This window comes from Brevibacterium sp. 2SA (assembly GCF_005502845.1).
Taxonomy (GTDB): domain Bacteria; phylum Actinomycetota; class Actinomycetes; order Actinomycetales; family Brevibacteriaceae; genus Brevibacterium.
The window spans coordinates 1-21,318 of sequence record NZ_SCMW01000026.1; the positions used below are offsets into that span (position 1 = coordinate 1).

Sequence of the window (21,318 nt, forward strand, 5' to 3'; positions counted from 1 at the left end):
ACGGGGGCCGGGTGGTGATCGTCATCGATCCTCCTGGACGGGGTCGAGCCGGGATCGACGTCGATCGGCTCCCCACCAGCTTCAGCCCTCGCCTGATAGATGACAAATATCTTTGTTCTGCTAACCCCATACAATGAGCGACTATGAACCTCACGCGTCTCAAGTACTTCCTCACCGTCGTCGACGAGGGGTCGATCTCGGCTGCGGCACAGAAGCTGCACATGACGCAGCCCCCGCTGAGTCAGGCGATCCGCGCGTTCGAGGCGGAGCTGGGGGTCACGCTGCTCGAACGGCTGCCCCGTGGGGTGGCACCGACTCCGGCAGGTCGGCAGCTTGCCAGGGATGGGGCTCGGCTCATGCAGTGGGGCGATGAGATCGCCGAGCGCACTCGCGCGCTCGGGGCCGGGACGGCCGGAGTGCTGCGGGTGGCGTCGGTGCCGACGTTCTCGTGGTCACGGCTGCCGCCGTTGCTGCGGACGTTCCGTGAGACCGCACCCGGGGTCGCCGTCGACCTCTCGGATCCGTTCCCTGCACGGGTGCTCGACCTCGTCTCGGACGGGCGCGCCGACATCGGCTTCGTCGTGACCTCCGATGTCGACACGCTCACCGCGAACTTTCCGGCGCTGACGATGCGCGGGGTGGCGACGATGCCGCTGGCGATCGCCGTGCCGCCCGGCCGAGCGAACATGGGCAGGGCGGAGCTCGAGTCAGCGCACTGGGTCATCCCGTCGCAGATCACCGGGTTTCCCGGTCTCGTGGAGATCTCACAGCAGTTGTGGGATCTGCTCGGCATCGCCCCGGGCAGCGTGCAGCAGGTCTCGACTCTGCAGACCGCCCTCCCCCTCGTCGCGGCGGACATGGCGGTGGCGCTCATGCCCCTCGACGGCGTCGGTGTCGTCTGGGGTGCGGTCAACACGGTCCCGGTGCCGCGAGAGCTGCCCCCGCTCTACGGCGTCATGGTGCGCTCGGCCCTCTTCGATCCGGGACCGACCCTCGAGGTGTTCCTCGACGTCGTCGATGCCGCCTTCGCCGAGGCGGAGGCCGGCGGCGAGACCGGATGACGGCGGCGAGACTGGATGACGGTGGGCCGCCTCGGCGAGCGGTCAGGAGACATCAGCTCAGACGCACAGAGGCCCTGTGATACCTCCCTGACAGGGGATCACAGGGCCTCTTCGCGTGAGCGGTCCTGCCCGGGACCGCTCACGCGAGCTTGTGGGGTCAGCGCTCGAGTCGGCCGCCACCGCCGAAGGCACGCTGGAGCGGGATGCTCCCGTCCTGCCACGGGGTGATCGCCCAGACGACGAGGTAGGCGCCGACGCCGAGGACCGGCAGGAGGAACGAGGCGAGCACGAGGAGACGGACGATCCAGACGTTGAGTCCGGTGACCTTGGCGAGGCCTCCTGCGATGCCGCCGACGATCCGCTCGGGGCCGCGGCGATAGCCGATCTTGCGAATGGAATCGAAGAGTGAGTTCATGTCTTCGACACTACGCCGCCGGCGTGCGGCCCCACAGGGTGATGACCTGAGACTCGACTGAGGAAACCCATAATCCTCGCGCCCCCGACCCGCGGATCACTCGACCTCCGTCGTCCGACCGGGTGCCGAATCCCGAGCCGTGCCCTCGAGGGTCGGACTGTCGGCGAGCTTGAGCCACACGACGCCTGCGATGATGACGGCGAGCCAGAATCCCTTCACCGCGGTGAGCGACTCATCGAAGAAGACCGGCCCGAGCACCGCCGCGCCCACCGCACCGATGCCGGCCCACACCGCGTAGCCGATGCCGACGTCGATGCGCTTGAGCGCGACGCTGAGGAAGAAGAGTGTGAGGAGGAAGAAGACGATGGCGACCAGCGACCAGCCGAGCTCCGTGAATCCGGCGCTGCCGTTGACGCTGAGCGCGTACCCGACTTCGAAGCCGCCGGCCAGCAGGAGCGCGAGCCACGCTCCCGTCTTCGCCGAGGATGTCGCAGGGTCGGTGCTGCGGTGCGGTTCGCTCATGAGCGGGTGTCCCTTCCGGTTCGAGGTGAGTGGAGGCTGATGACCTGTTCCGCGGGCGTCCATCATGCCGACCCCGCCAGGTTGAGGCCGACGACTCCGGTGATGACGACGGCGATTCCGAGCAGCTTCTTCCAGGTCAGGCGCTGGGACAGGAAGAGCGCGCCGAGGATGACGATCCCCACCCCGGCCAGCGACGTCCACAGCGCGTACCCGACTCCGACGTCGAACGTCAGCAGCGCCAAACTGAGGAAGAACGTCGCGATGCCACCGGCGACCAGCGTCGCGATCGTCCACCACAGCCGCGTGAATCCCGCAGCCTTGCCTGCAGCGATCCCGACGGCGATCTCGAAGATCACCGCGATCGCCAGATAGATCCAACTCATCACGTGCATCCTTTCATGTTATTTGTGTGTACATGCAGGTATTACGACAGAAAAAATTCCGCGCGACCGCCTCATCGTCACTCGCCGATGAGCCGACGAACCTCGCCCAGTGACGATCGGACCGCCTCGGCGTCGAAGTCCGGGAAATGCACCCCGGGGCGGCTGAGCACATCGCGGAGACGGGCACCGTAGGGCTCGTCGATCTCCTTGACGAGCTCCTCGCCCCGGTCGCTGAGCACCGCATAGACCCCGCGGCCGTCATCGGCGCAGACATCGCGGACCGCCAGCCCCTTCGATTCGAGCCGGCTGACGAGCCGCGTCACCGAACTCGGATTGAGTCCGACCCTGCGGGCGAGTTCGCTGACCCGCAGCTCCCGGTCGGACGCGACCCGGAGGAAGCCGAGGGCCCGATACTCAGTGAGCCCGAGCCGGTAGGTCTCCGTCAGCCACTTGTCGAGGTTCGCATCGACCGCGGCGGCGAAGACGGCCACGTGCGACCATGATTCGCCGACGCCGGCGGACCCATCTGTTTGCGTGCGCATACAGTTAGATTAGCAGGGCCGAACCGAGATCGGCCAGGTTGCGCGGAAATTCTTCGCACCACCTCGGCGATGAACCGGTCGCCCCCGACCCCCAGTGGTCGACCCCGGCTTCGTCAGGCGGCGCGTCGCAGGGACGCTCCCGACACCTTCTCCGTGACGTCGAAGCGCTCGCGGTAGCGGCCGGTGAGCAGGCACCATTGCGAGTACAGCGCGGTGCCGGCGTTGAAGATCAGGAGCGTGAGCGGATAGAGCAGCCACTGCAGCCACATCGTCACGCTCCGCGAGACCGGCACGTGCACCGGCCGCGGCGGCAGGAGGGCACGGAAGACGAGCACCGAGACGAGGAGCGCGACCATGCCGATCTGCTGGATGAGCCCCACGGTCATCGGCATCGCCTCGATGAACTCGCTCGCCTGACCGGTGTGCGAGGCGACGACGAACGGGATCCACCCGCCCACGGCGATGATGACGGAGATCGACGCGAGGCTGACGTGCCCTTCGAGGAGGGACAGGAAGCGCAGGAACCCGGGCCAGAACGGCGACTTCGCGTCACCGGCGAAGACCCGCACCCCGACATAGGGGACATCGCTGGCCCCGTACGACCAGCGGCTGAGCTGCTTGAACTGGGCGACCATCGTCTCCGTGAAGCTCCCGGCGAGCACAGCGTCCTGATAGATCGGCACGTGGATGGGCACGACCCGGTAGTCGCCGTCGAAGTGGAACCAGCTGCGCCAGTACTGGTGACCGTCCTCGACGATCGTCCGCCTCGACCAGAACCCCATGTCGATGAGCGCCGGCAGCGGCTGGGAATGCGACGCGAAGTTCCGCAGCGCGAAGTGCCGCACCGTGGTCGTGAGGTTCCAGAAGCAGTTGGCACTCGCCACGACCCGCGACGGTGCCGGAGCGTCCCAGATGTTCGTCATGTAGAGGCTGATCGGCTGGAACGACAGCCGCGCCCGGTCGGGCGCCGTCGCGTACTCATAGGCCACATAGTCGAAGTACGACTCGTGCGGGGTGTTGTCGCAGTCGAGGCTCGTGACGATGACCCGCTCCGGGTCGATCCCGCGCTCCCGCACCCAGCTCGCCAGCCTCCGCCCGGCGTGGGTGATGTTCGCCCCCTTCCCGGCGATCTCGCCGGGCACACCGGCCGGGTGCCGGACCGGGACGAAGGCGAAGAAGCCGTCGCCGTACTCGGCGGCGAGGCGACGCGCCGTCTCCGCCATCACCGGTCCGCCTCGCTCCTCGAACGCGAAGAAGACGACGATCTGCCGCGGCGAGGTCGAGGTGTGCAGCAGGGTGCGGATGGTTCCGGCGATGACGTCGAACGGCTCGTTGTAGGCGGCGACGACGACGGCGTGGAGCAGCTGGGAGGGACGCATCACCGCCTGCGAGTCCTCGCGCACCCGCGCGACGATCGCCGCATGGTCGGCGGCCCGGAAGCCGCACTGCGGATAAGGCAGGGCGGGGAGTCCGGCAATGGCTCGTTCGAGATCGACGAGGCGGGCGCTCCAATCAACTCGCGCGCTGCGCCGGTACCGGGTGAAGCCGCGGGCGACATCGACGGCTCCGCGCAGCGCCCGCACGAACGTCAGTCCGACGATCGTGAGGACGTAGACCGCGCCGAGCATCGGATCGATGAACGGCAGGATGAAGACGAGCGCGATCGCGGTATAGCTGATGACCGCCGGCAGTGCTTCGAAGACGCGGTAGACCGGGGTGCGCCGGCCCGTCGGCAGCTCGAGTCCCCGCGCCTCACGACGCGAAGTGCGCCGAGGCGGGACGACGTCGATGACGGGCAGGTGCGACCCCTGCGGTGCGGGAAGGCTCCGACGGAGGAACAGGTGCTCCGACCTCGGACGGCGGTCGAATCCGGATGACGGTTCGCGACTGGTTCTCACAGTGCCGATCCTGCGCAAGGCATCTGACCACGGGCTGATCCGCAGATGCCGGTCAGGTGAACAGTTGTCGTCGGCAAGCTGACTTGCAGACGACCGTCACACCCAGAGAACGTCCTCCTGGGCACGGATCCGCTCGGCGGCGATGAGGCTCGCGAGCACGAGGGCACCGGTGAGCGGATCGCCGTCGGGTTCGACGACGGCGATGTCGGGGTCGCTCCGCGTCGCCTCCGCACCGAACTCCTCAAGGAGGGATTCTCCTGCCCTCGTCAGGCCCCCGGTCAGGGCGATGCGGGAGGCACCCGAGGCCGCAGCGGCGGCGACGGCGCTGCGAGCGGCCTCCTGTCCCGCCTCGGCGAGGAGCGCCACGGCCACCGGGTCCTCGACACGGGCGAGCGCCGCGACGTCGACGGCGAACTCCGCGAGGAGGCCCGCCCGGTCGCTGCGGGTGTAGAACGTCGCCGGCCACGTGCTCGGATCCCCGAAGCGTCCGGTCGCCGCGGCGAGGAGTGCGGCCCCGCGCCGGTCGACCCGGTCGTGCGCGCGCAGGGCGGCTTCGAGGGCATGCCGACCGATCCACGCACCGCCCCCGCGGTCGCCGAAGAGGTGGCCCCAGCCGTCGACGCGCGACCACTGCGCACCGAGGATCCCGTCGTCGTCGGCCCCCGGGTGGGCGATCGCGATCGCCCCGGTGCCGAGCACGGCGATCGCCCCGCCGGCTCCGCCGAGCGCACCGAGGTGGGCGGTGACCGCGTCGATCGTCACCGCGGTCCGTGCGTCCGCCTCGGCGGCGATGACCTGCGCGAGCACGGCGGGATCGGCGGTCAGGGACGCGATCCCGGTGGCCCCGATCCCGATGCCGGTCACCCGGGAGAAGGGCTCCGGCCAGGCCTGCCGGGCCGCGGCGACGAGCCGCCGGATGACGACGGGAGCGCTGCTGCCTTCGGCCCCGATCTCGACGCGGGGGCCGGTGAGCGTGCCGAGGATGACCTGGTCGCCGAGGCGATCGACCGAAACCGCGGCGAGTGCGACACGGCTGCCGGTGCCGCCGACGTCGATGCCGAGGACGAGGTCACCGGCGGCAGAGCCGGGCATCATGCGCCGGCTCCGGGGCGGGGACTGTCATCCGCATCGTCGCCCGCGGCTCCCGTGTTCCCGGCGTTCGCCGCGTCGCCGGCACCGGTGGCTGCCGCGGCGGCGATCGCCGCTCTCACAGAGCCGTCGTGCCCGGCCAGCAGCTCGGCGGCAGCGGTGGGGGCCACCTCGGCGAAGGAGACGACGAGCGCCGTCTTGAGGTCACCGTCGCACCGCGCGAGGAGTTCACGGGCAGCTTTGTCGTCGAGGTCCGCGGCCTCCCGGAGGATGCGGACGGTGCGTTCGCGCAGCTTCGCGTTCGTCGCGACGACGGAGACCATGAGGTTCTGCCACGTCCGCCCGAGGGCGACCATGAGCGCGGTGGAGAACCCGTTGAGGGTGAGCTTCTGCGCGGTGCCGGCCTTGAGCCTGGTCGACCCGGTGACGACCTCGGGTCCGGTGTCGAGGACGATGTGGGCCGCGGCCGCCGCGGCGACGGGAGCCTGCGGGTTGTTCGAGATGAGCACGGTGTGGGCACCGGCCTCCCCGGCGGCTTCGAGCGCCCCGCGGACGTACGGGGTCGACCCGCTTGCGGCGATCCCGATCGCGACGTCCCGCTCCCCCAGCCCGGCACCGTCGCGACGTCCGTCGGCCAGCGAGTCCTCGGCGTTCTCGACGGCGTTGACGAGGGCCGGCTCCCCGCCGGCGATGTGTCCGACGACCCGGCCGGGCTCGAGGTTGAACGTCGGCATGAGCTCACTGGCGTCGAGGACCCCGAGGCGACCGGAGGTGCCGGCCCCGAAGTAGTGGACGGTGCCGCCCGCGCGCATCCGCTCCGCAGCGAGGTCGACGAGCGCGGCGAGGTCCGGCAGGGCCGCGGAGACCGCGTCGAGCACCGCCTGATCCTCGGTATTGAGCAGGGTGAGCACGCCGAGGCTGTCGAGATCGTCGAGGCCCGCGCTGCGCGGATTGCGCCGCTCGGTCGGCGAGAGCCTCGGCGGGTGCGCACCCGAGGGACGTGCGACGGGATTCGACTCCGGAGGCTGGGACTGCGCTTCGGTCATCGCAGGCTGCCCTCCGCCTCGGCGACGGCGGCCACGGGTGGGGCCGGGTGGCGCAGGGACAGCAGCCCGCCGACGGAGACCATGACGATGACGCCGAGGAGGGGATACCACTGCCACGCCACCCAGACCTCACCGGTGACGTACTTCTCCATGACGAAGAAGAACGCGTTGACGGCGATCGCGAGGACGAAGGCGATGTTCGCGTCGGCCGCGGTCGCACGCTTGTTGACCATGCCGAAGACGAAGGCGCCGAGCAGTCCGCCGTAGGTGATGCCGGCGATGCCGAGGGCGAGGATGACGATGTTGCCGGTGTCGGATTCGAAGACCGTGGCCGGGAGGATGAACGCCACACCCCACGCGATCGTCGCCCAGCGTCCGACCCTGAGTCCCTCGGCGTCGGTGAGCGGGGTCCTGCGGAAACGGGCGACGACATCGTTGACCGTCGATGAGGACAGGGCGGAGAGCGACGAGGACAGCGTCGACATCGCCGCGGCGAGGATGCCGGCGAGCAGCAGCCCGGAGATGCCGGGCGGCAGGCCCTCGATGATGAAGAGCGGGAAGATCTCATCGTCGCGGGTGAGCCCGAGATCGGCCGGCAGCGCCTGGTCGTAGTAGGCCCACAGGGCGAGGCCGACGGCGAGGAAGATCGCGAACTGGACGAAGACGACGATGCCCGACCAGATGAGCGCCTTCTGCGCATCGACCTTCGTCCGGCAGGCGAGCAGCCGCTGGACGATGATCTGATCGGCCCCGTGGGAGGCCATCGCGAAGACCGCGCCGCCGACGAACGAGGGGATGAAGGATCCCGCGGCATTGATCGGGTTGCCCTCGAAGACGAACATCTGCAGCTTCCCGGCGGCGGCCGCCTCGGCGAGCCATCCCCCGCCGACACCGGCGGTGATGACGATGATCGCGAGGATCCCGCCGAGGACGTAGAGGAACATCTGGGCGACGTCGACCCAGACGACGGCCTTGATGCCGCCGATGAACGTGTAGACGATCGTGACGAGGGAGAGGACGACGATGATGATGAAGTAGTTCGTGTGGATGCCGAGCCCGTCGAGGATGACCTTGAGCGGGATCGCGGCGGCGAGCACGCGGATGCCGTCGGCGAGCAGGCGGGTGAAGAGGAACGTGATGCCCGCGGTCGTCTGCGTCGACTGGCCGAACCGCTTGCCGAGGTACGCGTACGCCGTGATCATCTCCCCGTCGTAGTAGCGCGGCAGCATGAAGAACGCGACGAGGATGCGGCCGACGATGTAGCCGAGCGCCAGCTGGAGGTAGGAGATGTCGCCGAGGTAGCTCATCACGGGGATGCCGATGACGGTGAGCGCGCTCGTCTCGGTCGCGACGACCGACAGGCACACCGCCCACCAGGGCAGCTCCCGCCCGCCGAGGAAGTAGTCCTTGAGCCCGGTCTGTCGCCCGCTCAGCTTCAGGCCCAGCCACGCGGTGGCGACGAGGTAGACGACGATCACCAGGAGGTCGATGATCTGCATGGTCGTGACTCCTTCTCAGTGCGGCGGTCTCGGCGGCCGGCGTCCTTGCCGGTGAGCGCCGCGTCGGGGGTTGCGGTGGGGTGGTTGGCGGTCGGGGTGGTCAGGGTCGGAGCGGTTGGCGGGCGTTTCCGGGTCTGTCTCAGGTCCGGTCGTCGATGCGCATCCGACGAGGTCTTCGGTGCAGCGGTACGGGCAGCTCAAGCGGACGCCATCCGGGAGTGAGTCGGCCGGCGATGCTCGGTCGGCTCGCCCGGGTCAGGCTCGGTTCGGTGGCCGGCAGGCCGTGCCAGCTCAGCCAGCCGATGAGCGCCATGAGCAGTCCCTCCTTCGCGCCCTCGGGCAGGCCGAGCGCCGCATCGGTCGTCTCGAGCGCGACACCGGGGCCAAGCGCAGAGTCGAGCGCGGCCATGAGCGTCGGATTCCGGGTCCCACCCCCGGACGCGATGACCGCGGTGACCCCGTGACGGCCGGCCGCCTCGGCGATGGTGCGGGCGGTGAGCTCCGTGACCGTGGCAATGGCGTCGAATCCGCCGAGGTGGGGATGGGCTGTGAGATGTCGGTCGAGGTAGGCAGCGTGGAAGAGCTCCTTGCCCGTCGACTTCGGGGCGGGGCGCCGGTAGTAGGGGTCGTCGAGGAGGTCGGCGAGCAGGGCCTCATCGGCCCGACCGCTCGCGGCGAGGGCGCCGTCGACGTCGCAGGACTGCGCGCCGTCGGTGATGCGGCGGGCGAGGATGTCGATGAGCGCGTTCGCCGGGCCCGTGTCGAAGGCGAGCGGCGCGCGATCGGGGGCGATGACGGTGAGGTTCGCGATTCCACCGAGGTTGAGCAGCGCGCTCGGAGCTGCCACCGCGCCGAGGAGCATCGTGTCGAGGATCCCGACGAGCGGGGCGCCCTGCCCGCCGGCGGCGATGTCGGCGGAGCGGACATCGGAGAGCACGGGGACCCCGAGGCGCTCGGCGATCCAAGCGGGCTGGCCGAGCTGCAGGGTCGATGTGACCTCGCCGTCGGTGACGTCGTGGCGCACGGTCTGACCGTGGGAGACGACGAGGTCGGGGACGACGCTGGTTCTCGCGCAGACCTCGGCGAGCGCCTCGGCGGCCATCCTTCCGAGTCGACCGTCGACGTCGCTGACGAGGGCGAGCGGGATGTCGCCGGGCTCGAGGAGACGGAGGATGTCGGCGTGGAGGTCCGCATCGAAGGGAACCTCGACACCGGCGAGGAGACGCACCGACAGGTCGTCGGGAGCTGCTGGGTCATGGGCGAAGTCGGCGAGGACGAGGTCGAGTCCGTCGGCCGAGGTGCCCGTCATCAGGCCGGCGATGATCATGGTCGCGGCCCCTCGACGGCGCTGCCCTCCGGGCGGACGGGCACGGTGAGTTCGGTGCGGACCTTGTAGCGGTCGCCGCGGTAGACCGAGCGGACGAATTCGAAGGGCACATCGTCGGCGCTGCGCGAGGTGCGCTCGAAGAGCAGGGCCGGGGCCTGGATCGGGGCGCCGAGGTGCTCGGCTTCCTCCTCGTCGAGGAGCGTCGGTTCGATCGTCTGCACGCTGTGGGCGAGGTCGATGCCGAAGCGGGTGTGGAGGAGGTCGTAGAACGAGGCGTCGACGAGGTCGGCGGCGACGAGTCCGGGCACGCGCGCGGCGGGAATGTGGAGCTCCTCGAGGGCGATCGGCTCATCGTCGGCGAGTCGCAGGCGGAGGATCGTCAGCACCTCATCCCCTTCGCCGAGGTGGAGCTTGCGTCCGATGTGCGCCCCGGCCTCTCCGCGGTCGAAGGAGAGCACCCGGGAGCCGGGATGCAGTCCGCGGGCGAGCATGTCCTCGGTGAACGAACTCGCGGCCAGCGGCTGATCGAACTTCGGGCCGAGCGCGAAGACGCCGGCCCCATGCCGGCGGCGGACGACGCCCTTCGCGACGAGGTCGTCGAGGGCCCGGCGCAGCGTCATCCGGGAGATGCCGAGCTGCTGAGCGAGCTGACGCTCGGGCGGGAACTGCTCTCCGGCGGCCATGCCGTCGAGGCGATCGAGGAGCTGATCCCGAATCGAGTGGAATTTCGTCACTCCCCCATTGAGTCACAGGTCACACACGAAATCAAGACCACTGGTCTACTTTGGGGTGCGGCGGGGCGTGGACCCGGCGCGGCGCCGCCGACGCACTGCCGGCGAAAAGTACGAACGCTCGCGAAAAGTGCGACACGCAGACCGGATGACGGCGAAAAGTCATTCTGCACGGTGACTAGTCGTGGCCGAATCGACTTTCGGCGGGCAGTCCGGTGCGCGTCCGCCCCACGGCGGCCCCGCGGGGGCGCCTCACCTCGGCGCGACGACCCGACTCAGCCCGCTCGGCACCAGCGCACCGGCACCGAGGTGGTCGACGCGACGCGCCCCGCAGCTGGCACAGCGGAGGTAGACGATCAGCCCGGTCGAGATGCGGTGTCGCGACTCGGTCAGCCAGCCGTGCTCACAGCCGGCGCCGGAGGCCTGTCCCCCAGCGGCGGTGCTGTTGTCGCGAGTCACGCGCATCTCGCGTCCTGCTCTGGTGTCCATGCCGTCCACCCTGCTGTAATGGTCTTATGCAACTCAACCCTTACGGCGAGTACGCGGTGCTGCTCGCGGCGTCGCTCGCCAATGACTGGCCGAGTGATCGCGACGGGATCGAGGCCCGCACCCGGGAGTTCGGGATGACGATGGGCTTCGAACCGACGTCGACCGACCTCGACGACACGCGCACCGTCATCGATGAGTGGCTGGCGGTCGTCGACGCCGACGACCCTCAGGACCGGGCGGAGATCCTCAACGCGATCATGGCGAACGCCGCCGCCTACCCGCGCCTCGTCGACCACGACGATGAGGGCTGGCACCTCCACTACCGGGATTCGAACCAGTCGCTGGCCCATGTGCTGCGCGCCGTCATCTGCGTCGGTACGGCGCTGCACCTGACGACCCGCGGCATGCACCGCCTCGGTCGCTGCGCGGCCGGCCTGACACCTGGCGACCCGTGCGACAACGTCGTCGTCGACGTCACCCGCAACGGCCGCCAGCGCTACTGCTCGGTCCGCTGCGCCAACCGCGACGCCGTCCGCCGCCACCGCGCGAAGGGCGCACGGAATTCCGCCTGAGGGGTTCCCGTCCCGGCGATGTCTTTCTAGCATGGTGCCATGGCTGAATACAGAGGACAGGAACTGCAGGACAAGCTCGCCGAGGCGGGGCTGAGCGATTGGAAGGGCGGCTCGGACAGCATCACCGCGAAGTACCTCACCGGGGACTTCGCGACCGGACTCGACCTCGTCAACCGCCTCGGCGCCGCTGCTGAGGAGGCCAACCACCATCCCGACATCACTCTCACCTACCCCGTCGTCGAGGTGGTGCTCACCAGCCACGACACCGGCGCGGTGACGGAGCGGGATCTTCAGCTCGCCGCCACGTTCAGCGACATCGCCGCAGGTGCGGACATCTCCGCCGATCGCAATGGACAATCTTCGTGACCTAAGCTGAACGCGACCGCCTGTCACCAATTCCCGGGAGACGATCCGTGTACACCGCTGCCGATGACCGCTACGAGTCGATGACCTATCGCCGAGTCGGGAGCTCCGGACTCGTGCTGCCGGCCCTGTCGCTGGGGATGTGGCACAACTTCGGCGACGACGTCGCGTTCAACGAACAGCGCGCACTGGTCCGCCGCGCTTTCGACCTCGGCGTCACGCACTTCGACCTCGCGAACAACTACGGGCCGCCGTCCGGGTCGGCCGAGATCAACTTCGGTCGCCAGCTGCGTGAGGACCTCGGCCGCTACCGCGATGAGCTCATCATCTCGACGAAGGCCGGCTGGGTCATGCACCCCGGCCCCTACGGCGGCCCGGGCGGCAGCCGCAAGTACCTGCTCTCGAGCCTCGATGCGTCGCTGGGTCGCCTCGGCCTCGATTACGTCGACATCTTCTACTCGCACCGCCCCGATGCCACGACCCCGCTCGAGGAGACGATCGGCGCACTCGACACTGCGGTGCGCTCGGGTCGCGCCCTCTACGCGGGCATCTCCTCCTATTCGGCCGCCGACACGGCCCGAGCGGCGCAGATCGCCCGCGACCTCGGCACGCCGCTGCTCATCCATCAGCCCTCGTACTCGATGCTCAACCGCTGGATCGAGGACGACCACCTCCTCGACACCACCGCCGAGGAGGGCCTCGGCGTCATCGCCTTCTCCCCGCTCGCCCAGGGCCTGCTCACCGGCAAGTACCTCGACGGGGTGCCCGCGGATTCGCGCGCCGGGAAGGAGACCCCGTCGTTCAAGGACGGCTTCCTGTCCGCGGACAACCTCGACCGGATCCGCGGACTGGCCGACATCGCCGAGGCGCGCGGTCAGTCGCTCGCGCAGATGGCCCTGTCGTGGGCGCTGCGCGACCCCCGTGTCTCCTCCCTCGTCATCGGCGCCAGCCGCGTCGATCAGCTCGAGAACAACGTCGCCGCCCTGAGCGCCGCTCCCTTCACCGATGACGAGCTTGCCGCGATCGACTCCTTCGCCGTCGACTCGGGCGTCGACATCTGGGGCGATGCCCGCCGCAGCACACAGGACTGATGGGCCCGGGCCCGGCCCCCGCTCAAGGCCGACGGGTTCACTCTGCGGCCGCGTCGAGCAGCGCGTGCGTTCGTGCGGCCCATCGCGGTCGAAACGCGTAGACGCAGACGAGCCGGAGGAGGCTCGCGCGTTCGTAGAGTCGAAGTCGTGACCGGTCGCAGCCTCCCGCCGAGGCGACCCGGCCGATCGCACGGGTGACGGCCTCCGCTTCGGCGGGCGACCAGATTCCCTGAGCGCGCCGCCACGTCGCGTGGGCGGACAGGTTGCCGAGGTCGAGTTCGCGCTCACCGCGGCAGGCCGTGTCGACGTCGAGGAGTCCGGGACCGGCGGCCTCATCCCACATCAGCTGCTTGTCGTGGAGATCGCGGTGCACCGGGCCCCAGCGCAGTGGCGGAGCGGAGTCGCGCAGCTGCGTGGTCACCTCGTCGAGGAGCGCATCGAGGGGCGCGGCACGGTCGCCGAGCAGACCATCGGCCCGCTCCCGCCAGTCCTCGAGGACACCGGCTTCGTCTTCAGCGGTGTGGGTGGGCATCGAGTCCGGCAGCGCCTGTGCGTCCGCGCGGTCCCATGCGCCGAGGCAGTCCGTCCAGGCCCGCTCCCAGTGCGTGCCGAGTGCCCTCGGCTCGTGGAGTTCGACCCCGGGGACCCGAGCGAGAAGGACCGTCGCGTCATCGGCGTCGAGCACCCGGGGCAGGATGAATCCGGCGGCGAAGGCGAGCGCCCTGTCCTGCCCGGCGAGGATCGCCGCTGCCTTGCCACGGCGCACGCATTTCGCGAAGGTGCCGTCGGCGAGAGCGACGACGGCGCGTCGTCCCGGCCGGTGGGAGACGAGCCGGTTGCCGCGCGTGCCCGGACCGTCGAGGAGGCGCGCGAGGCCGGGGAGGTCCGGGTCGGCGCCGGCCGGCAGCAGTGTCGCGACCGCGGTGGTCTGTGTGGCCGTTCGGGGGTCGACAGGTGAGGGTTCGCGGGTGTCGCCGTGCGATGCCTCGCGGGTGTCGCCGTGCGGGGTATCCCGTGAGCCGGGATGCGGTGTGTCCCGCGGGGTCGGATCGAGGAAGCCTGCCCGGATGCCGTCGGCTGTCGTCGCCTCGACGGCGATGCGGCCCTTCTTCGCCGGCCACGCTCGGCGGATGTCGACATCGGTCCCGTCGATGCGGATGCGCGCGGGGATCGGTGAGGAGCTGGGCCGAGTGCCGCAGGCGGTGAGGTGGGGGCGATCGCGCAGGGCCTCCTCGGCAAGGTCGAGGTGCCGTTCGGTGCGCTCGCGCCAGTCGGGACGGCAGGTGCGCCAGGGCTCGATAGCCGTGAGGAGCAGCGCCCAGGCCGCCCACACGTCGAGACCGTCGATCCGCGGCGGACTCGCCGGCATGGGAGCTGCCACGCCCGAGGCCGCGGCCGCATCCGACGCGACGGCGCTGTATCCGTGGAGGAATCCGATCTCCAGCCCCGGTCCGGCGGTGTCACCGCGGAGGCGGCACGCCGCGATCCACCGGCCGAGATCCATGCCGACCGGGCCGACACCGGCTCGATCGAGGTCGATGATCCGGAAGTCCCCGCCGTCGATGAGGATCTGGTCGGGGCTGAGGTCACCGTGGATGTCGGAGAGTTCAGTCAGAGCCCGACTCGGGTCGGTCGAGCTCAGCTCTGCGGCGATGGTGCGGGCGAGTCGTCGCGCACGTGCGACCTCTGCGTCCGGGAGCAGCCGGCTCAGCGTGCGCACGGTGTCATCGAGCATCGCGCAGGCGTCGGCGACAGCGTGCCGGTCGTGAGAGTCAGCGACGCTGCGGCCGTGGAGGGCGGCGATGGTGCGGCCGACCGCCTCGGCGATCTGCGCATCCGGGTGTGTGGCGAGGTCACCGGTGCCCCACCACGGCAAGCGCACTGCCGTCGCATCCGCGCCGAGGCGGGTGACCGGCAGGGTGGGCAGCCCGTGCCGCTGCCAGTCCTCGGCGGCGGCGAGGAGACGGTCGTAGGGGTCCGTGCCGATCCGCACGAATTCGCCGGCGTGTGCGAGGAGGATGCGTCTGGCCGGGTTGTAGCCGACGACGGTGCACGCGTCGAGGTCGAGATCATCGCGCACCCGCGCAAGCGATGCCCCGAGCTTCGGATCCGCGAGCACTCCCCCGCTGACGAGGGTGAACTCGCGGGCCCCCGCGGGCCGGTCCCGACCCGACACGGTGTCGTGAGCTGCCGGCGCAGCATCGTCAACTGCCGACGCGGCAGGGTCCGTGACGACGGTGTGGACGTACAGGGACTGGCCGCGCCGCTCCGCTCGACGCCGCAGGTTCGCCAGTTTGTCGGCGTCGCTCATCACCGTCGTCCAGCCCCATCCGGCGAGACCGGGCACGCCGTCGCGCCGCCAGGCGACGATGGCGCTGCGACCGGGTTTGACGCGGAGGCGCACGGGCCGGGCGGCGAACCCGAGAAGTCGACTGAGCGCCGCCGCCTCACGCAGGTCGTCGAGGAAGGGGATCTCCATGCCGGAGGATGCACCGACGAACGCGGTTGCCCCGCCGGCAGGGACCGTCCGCGGCGCGGCACCAGCGGCCGCGCAGGCCGCGTCGACCGCGGTCATCGGCGGACCCCGGTTCCCACGACCGGACGGTGCTCGGGCGGTGCGGGGTGAGCGGGCGGCAGCGGCCCGGTCACGGTGCCCGACGCAACGGAGGCGTCCGCCTCGGCGCCCCATTCCGGTGTCGACTCCTCAGCCTGATCGCGCAGCCACGCAGCCACCCGCGTCGAAGGATCGGCGGCGAGCTCCGCCGGTGAGCCGTCCTCGACGATGCGACCGTCCTCGAGCCAGACCACCCGGTCGAGGCCGCGGACCATCGCCGCATCATGGGTGATGACGATGCCGGTGCGCCCCTCGGTGAGGTCCCACAGCGCCTCCGTCACCTGCGCCCGGGTCGCCGGGTCGAGCCCCGTGCTCGCCTCATCGAAGACGACGACCGGGGCAGACCGGACGAGAGCACGCGCGATCGCCAGGCGCTGCCGCTGCCCGCCGGAGAGCGTGTCCCCGCGGTTGCCGAGCACCGTGTCATAGCCCTCGGGCAGCTCCCGGATGAACTCATCGGCTCGGGCCGCACGGGCCGCGGCCTCCACCTCGGCGTCGGTGGCGTCGAGGCGACCGTAGCGGATGTTCTCCCGCACGCTCACCGCGAAGAGCACCGACTCCTGGAGGAGGACGGAGACGTTGCCGCGCAGGGACGCCCGCGTGACATTGCGCGTGTCGTAGCCGTCGAGGTAGATGTGCCCGGCGTCCGGCTGGCTGAGACGGAGCAGGTAGCTCGTCAGCGTCGACTTGCCCGCCCCCGAGGCGCCGAGGATGCCGATCTTCTCCCCTGCGGGGATGAGCAGGCTGAGGTCGTCGAAGAGGCGACGGCCGTGTCCGTCGCGGGAGGTCACGCCGTCGAAGACGACATCGCCGGCGACGGGTCCCATCGTCACCGCGTCGGGGCGGTCGTCGATCTCGATGGGTTCGTCGAGGAGGTCGGCGATGCGCTCCCCCGAGGCGGTGGCCCGGGCGATGCGGCCCGTGTACTTCGCCATGTCGCGCAGCGGCTTCATCGCGATCTTGAGGTAGAGGAGGAAGAGGACGAGATCGCCCGGGGTCATTGCTCCGCGCAGCACCTGGTAGCTGCCGAACGCGAGGACGAGGGCCTGCGAGACGCCGACGAGGACGTCCGTGGAGCGTTCGAGCCCCGCGGCCAGCCGGCGGGCGCGCACCCCGGCCTTGAGCGCGCGTTCGTTGCCGTTGGCGAATTCGGTGGCCACCGTCCCCTCGAGTCCGTAGGCCTGGACGACGCGGATCGCACCCAGCGCCTCGGCGGCGGATCCGACGAGGTGGCCCTCGCCTTTGCGCGTCGACCGGGAGGCGGTGGTGATCTTCGGGGTCGCGACCCGGGAGAGCAGACCGTAGACGACGGCGGTGGCAAGGACGATGGCCGAGAGCACCGGGTCGAGGACGACCATGACGACGAGGAGGACGGCGAGGGTGATGACATTGCCGACGAGCGGCAGTCCCGCGGTCACGGCGACCTCCTGGAGGCGGCCGATGTCGCCGACGAGGCGCTGTGAGGTGTCTCCGATCGACGCCTTCGAGTGGTACTTCAGCGACAGCGCCTGGACATGGTCGAAGACCCGGGAGCGCAGCTGTGTGGCGACCCGTGCCCCGACGAGGGCAAAGCAGATCGTCGATGCGTAGTTCGTCACCGCGCGGCCGGCGACGATGACGGCGAGACCGAGCGCCGCGGCCACAAGAGTCGTTGCCACCCCGGAGCCGACGCCGAGGCTCGGGGCGATGTCAGCGCCGAGGGCGGCGGTGACGGCGTCGACGGCGATCTTGATCGGCCACGGCTCGAGGATGCGGAAGACGACGTCGGCGAGCAGTGCGGCCAATCCGGCGAGGATGAGCCACTTGTGCCGGCCGAGGTGGGGGCGGATGATGCTCAGCGTCCGCTTGAGGGCGCTGGCGTTCGGCACGGTTCGCGGCGTCATGCGGTCTCCACGAGGACGGGGGCGAGGATGTCACGGCACCGGCTCTCCCAGGAATGGCGGGCGATCGCCTCGGCGCGGGCGGCCTGACCCATCCGCGTCCGCCGGGCGGGATCATTCAGGAGGGTCTGCAGCGCGGCGGTGAGCTCGGCGATGTCGTCGGGGGCGACGAGGATTCCGGCGTCCGTGCCGGCGAGCAGTTCGGGGATCGATCCGACCCTCGATGCGACGGTGGGCACCCCGGCGGCGAGGTACTCGTAGATCTTCAGCGGCGAGAAGTAGTTCGGGCCGGCCGGATACGGGGCAACGGCGATGTCGAAGCGCCGCAGCTGGGCGGGCACGTCGGCCGGGGCGAGCGCACCGTGGAAGGTGATGCGGGCTCCCAGGCGGAGGCGTTCGGCCTGGGCGGCGAGCGCCTCGGCCTCAGGTCCGTGCCCGACGATGTCGAGGTGGAACGGTCCGTCGAGGTCCGCGCACGCCGCGAGCAGTCGGTCGGTGCCGTGCCACGGTTTGAGGGTGCCGACGAAGCCGATGCGCACCGGCGCCGAACTTTTCGGGGCAGTGCCGTGGACGGCTGCGTCGGCGTCGTGGACGGCGGTGTCGGTGGACCCGGGCGCGATGCGGTCGGTGTTGACCCCGTTGGGGACGACGACCACCTCGGCGAGTCCGGGATAGTCGCGCCGCACCCAGCCGGCCACGGCGTCGCTCACGCACACGATCCGCGCGGCCTGTCCGAAGCTCGCGGCGGTCGAGCGCTGCGCATGCTCGGTGTGGACGAGTCCGCGGTGGGTGCGCTGCTCCTCGATGAGCGGCGCGTTGACCTCGAGGATGAGAGGAACGCCGAGGCGGTCGCTGATCGTGGCACCCGCGGTGGAGAAGAGCGAGTACCGCTCGTAGACGAGGTCGAAGCCCCCGCGGGTCGCGACGAGATCGGCGAGCAGGTCGGAGACCCGCAGCAGCGCGATCTCCCGGCAGCCCCGGTCGAGACCCGGGGGCAGGTCGAGGCGGACGACCTCGAGGTCGGCGAGGTCGCCGGGCATCGCGTCGTCGGTGCGGGTGCAGAACACCGTGACCTCGTGCCCGAGGCTGCGGAAGGCGCGGATGACCTCTTGGGCGTGGACGCTCGCGCCCTTCGTGCCGAAGATCCCGATGCCGGGGTCGAGGAGGATGTAGGCGATTCTCATGAGGCACGCTCCCAGGCATCGAGGGTGTCGCCGTCGGGGGCACCGCCGCTGCTGGCTGCCGACGCCGCGGCGACGGGCACCTCGGCCCTGCCGATGAGGGCGGCCAGCTCGGCGGCCTGGACACGGGAGTCGTGGAGGGCGCACACGCGCGCCCGCGCGGCGTCGGTGACGGAGGTCAGCGAGGCGGGGTCGCCGACGGCCCGCCGGACCACCTCGGCGACGGCGGCGGCGATCGCTGTCGGATCGGCCCCGTCGACGAGCCACCCGGTCTGTCCGTCGATGACGATCTCGGGCACCGCGGTGACCGTGCCGGCCACACACGGGATGCCGGCGGCCATGCCCTCGAGGAGGACGGTCGGCAGCCCGTCGACGTTGCCGTCGGAGCCGTCGACGAAGGGGGCGACGAGGACGTCGTGGGTGTCGAACATCTCCCGCACCTCCTGCTGGGTCAGGGCTCCGTGCAGGGTCACGACATCGTCGAGTCCGAGAGTGCGCACCTGAGCGGCGAGGTCGGCCTCGAGCGGGCCGGTGCCGACGAGGTCGAGCCGGACCGGCAGCCCCGTGTCGCGGAGGACGGCGAGCGCGGAGAGGAGATGGCCGAAGCCCTTCTTCTCGACGAGGCGGCCGACGGCGAGCAGCGCGGGGACTTCCGCCGGCTCCCGGTGCGGCCGGTACGGGAAGCGGTCGAGTTCGAGGCCGTTGCGCACGACGGTGATCCGCTCGGCGAGCTCGGGGCCGAGGGTCCGGGCGAGATAGTCCCGATTGAAGTCGCTGATCGCGATGACGTGGTCGGCGGCCGCGGTCTTGCGGGCGAGGTCGGAGACCTCGACGCTGTTGTGGAAGATGTCCTTCGCGTGCGTCGTGAACGAGTACGGGATGCCGCTGAGCTGGGAGGCGGCGCGGGCCACCGTCGTCGACACCGAGGCGAAGTGCGCGTGCAGGTGCGTGACCCCGTGCTCGCGGGCGAGCCGGGCGACAGTGAGCGCCTGACCCGCGTCGTCGTGGTCGAGGGCGAGGAGCTCGCCGAGGTGGTCGGCGGCAGCGGCGGCGATGTCGGGAACCGTCGTCGCCTCCTGCCAGACCTCCCAGAAGCCGCGTGCGCTCGAGGACCGTCCGACGTGGATGACGGGGGCCTTGACGCGGGCGAGCTCCGGATGGAAGCGCGCATCGGTGCAGGGACGCAGCGAGAAGATGACGATGTCCTCTCCGGCGGCCTCGCGGGCGAGGATCTCGGAGACGATGAACGTCTCGGAGAAGCGGGGGTACATCTTGAGGACGTAGCCCACGCGCCTGCGGGGGCTCGCCACGGACAGGGCGGTCTCAGACGGCACAGCGGACCTCCTCGGTCAGCCTCGGACGGGAGTGGGCGAGCGCGGAGACGGCGGGCACGTCGGCGGCGTCGATGAGTTCGGCGGCGAGGGCGGCCACGGTGCGCAGGCCGTCGCGGTCGATGTGGTCCCGGGACGACTGCGTCCCGGCGCGGCCGGCGAACCATGAGGTGAGGAACTCCGGCGTCGCCTCGCTCAGGCCGCAGGTGTCGAGGGCTCCGGCGGCGGCGAGCGCCGAGGCTCGCCGGGGCTGCTCCTCGCGGTGGCCGACCCGGGGGACGACGAGCGCGGGGGTGCGGGTGGCCATGACCTCCGAGAGCGTGTTGTAGCCGCCCATGCACACGAGTGCCGCGGCGCGGGCGATGAGCCCGGGCATGTCGGCGGTGTGCCGGAGGATCTGCGTGTCCGGGCGGGCGAGGTCGCGCAGTCGCTCGACCTCGGGCAGGTCCATCTGCGGACCGACGACGACGAGGTGGGTGTGCCCGGGCGGCGGGGTCGCGGCGATCGCGCGTTCGGCGAGCGCCGCCCCGTCGGAGCCTCCGCCGAGGCAGGTGAGGACGAAGGGCTCGTCAGCGGCGGGCAGTGCGGCGAGTGCCGCGGCCTCCTGCCGGGCGAGTGCGAGGTAGCCGGTGAGCGTCGCGATCTCGGCGAGTTCGGCGGGGACCTCCCCGGTGGCGCGGGGGTCGTAGACGGCCGCGTCGCCGTAGACCCAGACTTCGTCGAAGGCCGCGGCGACGCTGCCGGGGCCGCCGACTCGATCCCACTCGGCGGCGATGACGGAGGGGGTGTCGAGGACCTCGCGGAGGCCGAGCACGGTGCGGGTGCCGCGGGCGCGGACATGGTCGATCACCTCGGCGAGCTCCCCGTCGACGCCGAAGGGGTGCCGGTCGACGATGAAGAGGTCGGGCTGCTGCTGGTCGAGGACGGCGGTGATCGCCGCCGACCGCAGACTGCGCAGGCCGTCCATCGTCGCCGCGAGCGCCCGCGGCGCATAGCCGCCGGGGGCCGGCGTGACGCCGGGGAGGATGACCCAGTCCCAGCCGGTGGGCAGGTCGAAGCGGGCGGCCTCCGGACTGCCGGCGATGAGGAGTCCGCTGACGGGACGCCCGGTGCGCTCGGGCAGCTGTGCGGCGAGCGCGAAGGCGAGCGCGCGATTGCGGCGGAGGTGCCCGAGTCCCAGTGAGTCATGGGAGAAGAGCGCGATTCTCAGGTTGTCTGTCATGGTTCCCAGCTTCGTCGCCGAGATTAAGGCCGAGATGAGATGCAGATGAGAACCGTCTTAGG

20 protein-coding genes are annotated in these 21,318 nt (G+C 70.7%); 4 read left to right on the plus strand and 16 right to left on the minus strand.

Going from position 1 to position 21,318, the window contains the following annotated elements:
* Window positions 1-143: 143 nt before the first annotated feature.
* Window positions 144-1,061, plus strand: a complete 918-nt coding sequence (locus FFS20_RS10455) for a LysR family transcriptional regulator (RefSeq protein WP_137825791.1) — start codon at window positions 144-146, stop codon at window positions 1,059-1,061.
* Window positions 1,062-1,218: 157 nt separating this feature from the next.
* On the opposite strand, the gene FFS20_RS10460 is transcribed toward FFS20_RS10455, so the two are convergent.
* The 11 genes from FFS20_RS10460 to FFS20_RS10510 form a co-directional block, all read right to left on the minus strand.
* Window positions 1,219-1,476 (minus strand): PspC domain-containing protein, encoded by a 258-nt coding sequence (locus FFS20_RS10460; RefSeq protein ID WP_137825792.1) that lies wholly within the window; start codon window positions 1,474-1,476, stop codon window positions 1,219-1,221.
* 96 nt (window positions 1,477-1,572) lie between these two features.
* A complete protein-coding gene (locus FFS20_RS10465; protein ID WP_137825793.1) occupies window positions 1,573-1,998 on the minus strand; it encodes a multidrug efflux SMR transporter in 426 nt (141 codons plus the stop codon).
* Window positions 1,999-2,060: 62 nt separating this feature from the next.
* Window positions 2,061-2,381: a multidrug efflux SMR transporter gene (locus tag FFS20_RS10470; RefSeq protein ID WP_137825794.1), complete on the minus strand. Its 321-nt coding sequence runs from the start codon at window positions 2,379-2,381 to the stop codon at window positions 2,061-2,063.
* 77 nt (window positions 2,382-2,458) lie between these two features.
* Entirely contained in the window at window positions 2,459-2,923 is a 465-nt protein-coding gene (locus FFS20_RS10475) for a MarR family transcriptional regulator (RefSeq protein WP_137825795.1), read from the minus strand.
* Window positions 2,924-3,036: 113 nt separating this feature from the next.
* Window positions 3,037-4,821 carry a glycosyltransferase family 2 protein gene (locus tag FFS20_RS10480; RefSeq protein WP_137825796.1) on the minus strand — a complete coding sequence of 595 codons (1,785 nt, stop codon included), beginning with the start codon at window positions 4,819-4,821 and terminating at the stop codon, window positions 3,037-3,039.
* A 96-nt stretch (window positions 4,822-4,917) separates the two neighbouring features.
* The gene (locus FFS20_RS10485) at window positions 4,918-5,916 is read right to left on the minus strand and encodes a BadF/BadG/BcrA/BcrD ATPase family protein (RefSeq protein WP_249356787.1); all 999 of its coding nucleotides are present in this window, start codon (window positions 5,914-5,916) and stop codon (window positions 4,918-4,920) included.
* Entirely contained in the window at window positions 5,913-6,956 is a 1,044-nt protein-coding gene (gene murQ, locus FFS20_RS10490; RefSeq protein WP_137825797.1) for an N-acetylmuramic acid 6-phosphate etherase, read from the minus strand. The genes FFS20_RS10485 and murQ overlap by 4 nt, the downstream gene beginning before the upstream one ends.
* Window positions 6,953-8,455, minus strand: a complete 1,503-nt coding sequence (locus tag FFS20_RS10495; protein ID WP_137825798.1) for a sodium:solute symporter — start codon at window positions 8,453-8,455, stop codon at window positions 6,953-6,955. The genes murQ and FFS20_RS10495 overlap by 4 nt, the downstream gene beginning before the upstream one ends.
* 139 nt (window positions 8,456-8,594) lie before the next feature.
* On the minus strand, window positions 8,595-9,782 hold the full coding sequence (locus FFS20_RS10500) for an anhydro-N-acetylmuramic acid kinase (protein WP_137825799.1): 1,188 nt from the start codon (window positions 9,780-9,782) through the stop codon (window positions 8,595-8,597).
* The gene (locus FFS20_RS10505) at window positions 9,779-10,516 is read right to left on the minus strand and encodes a GntR family transcriptional regulator (RefSeq protein WP_137825800.1); all 738 of its coding nucleotides are present in this window, start codon (window positions 10,514-10,516) and stop codon (window positions 9,779-9,781) included. Before FFS20_RS10505 ends, FFS20_RS10500 begins: the two co-directional genes overlap by 4 nt.
* Before the next feature lie 249 nt (window positions 10,517-10,765).
* Window positions 10,766-11,002: a hypothetical protein gene (locus FFS20_RS10510; RefSeq protein WP_249356788.1), complete on the minus strand. Its 237-nt coding sequence runs from the start codon at window positions 11,000-11,002 to the stop codon at window positions 10,766-10,768.
* 26 nt (window positions 11,003-11,028) lie between these two features.
* On the opposite strand from FFS20_RS10510, the gene FFS20_RS10515 reads away from it, so the two are divergent.
* The 3 genes from FFS20_RS10515 to mgrA are packed head-to-tail and all read left to right on the plus strand — an operon-like array spanning window position 11,029 to window position 13,028.
* On the plus strand, window positions 11,029-11,574 hold the full coding sequence (locus tag FFS20_RS10515; protein ID WP_137825801.1) for a CGNR zinc finger domain-containing protein: 546 nt from the start codon (window positions 11,029-11,031) through the stop codon (window positions 11,572-11,574).
* A gap of 39 nt (window positions 11,575-11,613) precedes the next feature.
* Complete coding sequence (locus FFS20_RS10520) at window positions 11,614-11,940, plus strand: 4a-hydroxytetrahydrobiopterin dehydratase (RefSeq protein ID WP_137825802.1); 327 nt, start codon at window positions 11,614-11,616, stop codon at window positions 11,938-11,940.
* 47 nt (window positions 11,941-11,987) lie between these two features.
* Window positions 11,988-13,028 carry an L-glyceraldehyde 3-phosphate reductase gene (gene mgrA / locus FFS20_RS10525; protein ID WP_137825803.1) on the plus strand — a complete coding sequence of 347 codons (1,041 nt, stop codon included), beginning with the start codon at window positions 11,988-11,990 and terminating at the stop codon, window positions 13,026-13,028.
* A gap of 37 nt (window positions 13,029-13,065) precedes the next feature.
* Here the strand turns inward: mgrA and FFS20_RS10530 are convergent, their stop codons facing one another.
* The 5 genes from FFS20_RS10530 to FFS20_RS10550 are packed head-to-tail and all read right to left on the minus strand — an operon-like array spanning window position 13,066 to window position 21,256.
* Window positions 13,066-15,603 (minus strand): aminoglycoside phosphotransferase family protein, encoded by a 2,538-nt coding sequence (locus tag FFS20_RS10530; RefSeq protein ID WP_137825804.1) that lies wholly within the window; start codon window positions 15,601-15,603, stop codon window positions 13,066-13,068.
* On the minus strand, window positions 15,600-17,525 hold the full coding sequence (locus FFS20_RS10535) for an ABC transporter ATP-binding protein (RefSeq protein WP_137825805.1): 1,926 nt from the start codon (window positions 17,523-17,525) through the stop codon (window positions 15,600-15,602). Before FFS20_RS10535 ends, FFS20_RS10530 begins: the two co-directional genes overlap by 4 nt.
* Window positions 17,522-18,706, minus strand: coding sequence for a glycosyltransferase family 4 protein (locus FFS20_RS10540; protein ID WP_137825806.1), 1,185 nt, complete (start codon window positions 18,704-18,706; stop codon window positions 17,522-17,524). Before FFS20_RS10540 ends, FFS20_RS10535 begins: the two co-directional genes overlap by 4 nt.
* The gene (locus FFS20_RS10545; protein WP_249356789.1) at window positions 18,703-20,037 is read right to left on the minus strand and encodes a glycosyltransferase; all 1,335 of its coding nucleotides are present in this window, start codon (window positions 20,035-20,037) and stop codon (window positions 18,703-18,705) included. The genes FFS20_RS10540 and FFS20_RS10545 overlap by 4 nt, the downstream gene beginning before the upstream one ends.
* Window positions 20,027-21,256: a glycosyltransferase gene (locus FFS20_RS10550; RefSeq protein ID WP_137825807.1), complete on the minus strand. Its 1,230-nt coding sequence runs from the start codon at window positions 21,254-21,256 to the stop codon at window positions 20,027-20,029. Before FFS20_RS10550 ends, FFS20_RS10545 begins: the two co-directional genes overlap by 11 nt.
* Between the last annotated feature and the right edge of the window lie 62 nt (window positions 21,257-21,318).